The 2,357-nt window shown below is 53.1% G+C and carries 3 protein-coding genes; 1 reads left to right on the top strand and 2 read right to left on the bottom strand.

The genetic code is table 11. The features are described from left to right. The first annotated feature begins 527 nt into the window (after nucleotides 1-527). On the top strand, nucleotides 528-1,316 hold the full coding sequence (locus ABJZ52_RS15305) for a hypothetical protein (protein WP_348185640.1): 789 nt from the start codon (nucleotides 528-530) through the stop codon (nucleotides 1,314-1,316). A gap of 249 nt (nucleotides 1,317-1,565) precedes the next feature. Here the strand turns inward: ABJZ52_RS15305 and ABJZ52_RS15310 are convergent, their stop codons facing one another. Together ABJZ52_RS15310 and ABJZ52_RS15315 are read right to left on the bottom strand one after the other, a co-directional pair. Next, entirely contained in the window at nucleotides 1,566-1,796 is a 231-nt protein-coding gene (locus ABJZ52_RS15310; RefSeq protein WP_348185642.1) for an integrase core domain-containing protein, read from the bottom strand. After that, complete coding sequence (locus ABJZ52_RS15315; RefSeq protein ID WP_348185645.1) at nucleotides 1,793-2,287, bottom strand: IS3 family transposase; 495 nt, start codon at nucleotides 2,285-2,287, stop codon at nucleotides 1,793-1,795. Before ABJZ52_RS15315 ends, ABJZ52_RS15310 begins: the two co-directional genes overlap by 4 nt. Nucleotides 2,288-2,357 lie beyond the last annotated feature (70 nt).

A 2,357-nucleotide genomic window follows, 5' to 3' on the forward strand; every position in this document is an offset into this window, starting at 1 on the left:
CAGGACCACGCCACACGCTGGCTATGGACATACAACAACGAGCGGCCCAACATGGCCATCGGCGGCATCACGCCCGCAATGAAACTGAAAACAGCGGCCTGAAGTCCAGTTTTAGATCCGACGGAAAATGGGATGATTACCGGGCGACGAACTCTCCGTTAAATCACGAGGCCATCTGTTCCAAATACTTTGGATGACGGACACTGGATTATCTCCAGGGGGCAACGTCACTTCGTCTGCCAGCGGACCATTGATGAGAGCTCACTCCATTTTCGATCTATCTTGTAATATTAAGCACTATAAAACCTTCGGCGACCCGCCAAACATATCTCCAGACTTGAGATGTCATCGTATCTGAATACGGATGCGAGACTTGGCTGTAAATGTGTGACTTCCTTTGAGGCACAAAGGGGTCGGCGCCCGTTGCTCTGGCGTATTTCAAGGGGGCCTTTTAGGTCGCTGACACTCTTGTCATATCGGTGCTCTCGAAGGGAGTTACCAACACAACATATGCGAAGGATGGATAGATGGGTGGACTTACGGGAAATTCTAGTCGAGGCGCGAGCGGAAGCGTCGGTACGAGCACTAGTTTTGAGTCATTGATTGAGCTTCAGGAACCAGTGGAACAGCCGCCGGCGCAGGAACAACCAGTGGAACAGCCGCCGGCGCAGGAACGTCGTCCCAACCAACGTGCTTTTGGACGTCTAAACGTTTTTAGGGGGCGCGAGTGGCGACTTGGCAGAAATCGTAACCGTAGCCGCAATCGCGGCGTGTCCCTCAGAGCGAGGGTTAGGAGCCTTGCAAGCCTTGCAAGCCGTGCAGCCGCTGGCGTGTCGGGAGTGCGGAAGGTGGCGTTTAGTGGCTTTAATCTTCCGACATGGCGTGCTGAACGCAGTTTCGTTTCGTTTGTGGAGATGGGTGGTTATTCTGAGCCAGGCAGTATTTACAGTGAGGCGAAAGAAGAAATTGCGCCAAAAAGATCTTTAGGTCTTCATTTCGCCGCTCTTGATGCTGATTTATTCAATCTAACCGAGTTGGCTAACTCAGGTAACGTAGCAGAGCACGTTCAGGTGATGGACGTGTTTATAGAGAACGTGACTGATTTCATCAATGATGATCTTGATGGATACAATCCTACACAGGAGCAACTGAAATCTTATAATAAGAAAATCAAAAAATTGCGGACTAGGTTTCCCAATGAAGCACAGCGCGGTTGCAGAGTTCGCAAAGACATTCTTGAGAACAAGGCATATTTGGAAAATGTCAAAAACTATTTGGCCCGCGTCGACCAACTGGAAGCGCTTGTCATTCTTTGATCGGATGTCGCCTTGCATCAAGAGCGTATGAATGCAGTGGCGCATGACCCCGGCAGAGCTTTGCCGTGACCCTATCGGGTTGGTCAGATGTAAATAACGGGAACTTGGCGCCGTCTGACGACGGCGCCGGTCTTGACCTCACCGGCACATCGGCCAAATCCGACAACTGTCAAGAACGGGCGCTCTCTGAAGTGGTCCTGGTTTTTCGGCCAGGTCAGCGGCTCGTTTAAGGTGTATCCGGGTTGGTTTTCATGCCGCCAAATTCAGGTTTCTATCAGCCCAATATGCCTCCCTCGGGGGGGTGTGCTCAAGGGCTGAATGAGGTCGTTCGGTGTTGTAAAATTTCATCCAGTTACGAATGACGCCGTGTGCCTTGTAGCTGTCGGTCAGGTCTTCCAGATAGACTGCTTCCTGCCTCAAGGATCGCCAAAGCCGTTCGATGAAGATGTTGTCCACGCACCGGCCACGTCCATCCATCATTGTCCTCGGACCAATGGCGGACACAAGGTCTCGCTATTCGATCGCCGCAAGCTCAGGTCTTTCCGCGTCGCCCAATCCATAATCGCAACCAGATACAGAAAACCGTGCTTCACGGGGATGAAGGTGATGTCCGAACACCAGACCTGGTTCGACCGCCCGATCGTCATGCCCCGCAGCAGATAGGGATAGACCTTATGCTGGGGATGCGGTTGACTGGTTCTCGGCCGTTTGTAGATCGCTTCCAGTCCCATCTTCGCCATCAGACGGCGAACGCGATGGCGGCCAACTACGATATCGTCCCGGCGCAGGTAGGCAGCGATCTGCCGGCTTCCGAAGAACGGATATTTGGTGAAGGCTCGGTCGATTGCCTTCATCAACTCCAGTGTTGCCGCGCTGACCTCGACTGACATGTAGTAAAACGCCGACCGGCTCAGCTTCTCCAATCTGCACTGCTGACTGACGATCAGATCCGGATGATCCCGGCAGATCATCGCTTTCTTCTTGGCAGGCTCACTTCTTGAGCCCTTGCGCTATCGAAGCGGGAACCGTGGCCCCTGCGGG

Origin of the sequence: Roseibium sp., assembly GCF_039982295.1 — a bacterium.
Lineage (GTDB): Bacteria > Pseudomonadota > Alphaproteobacteria > Rhizobiales > Stappiaceae > Roseibium.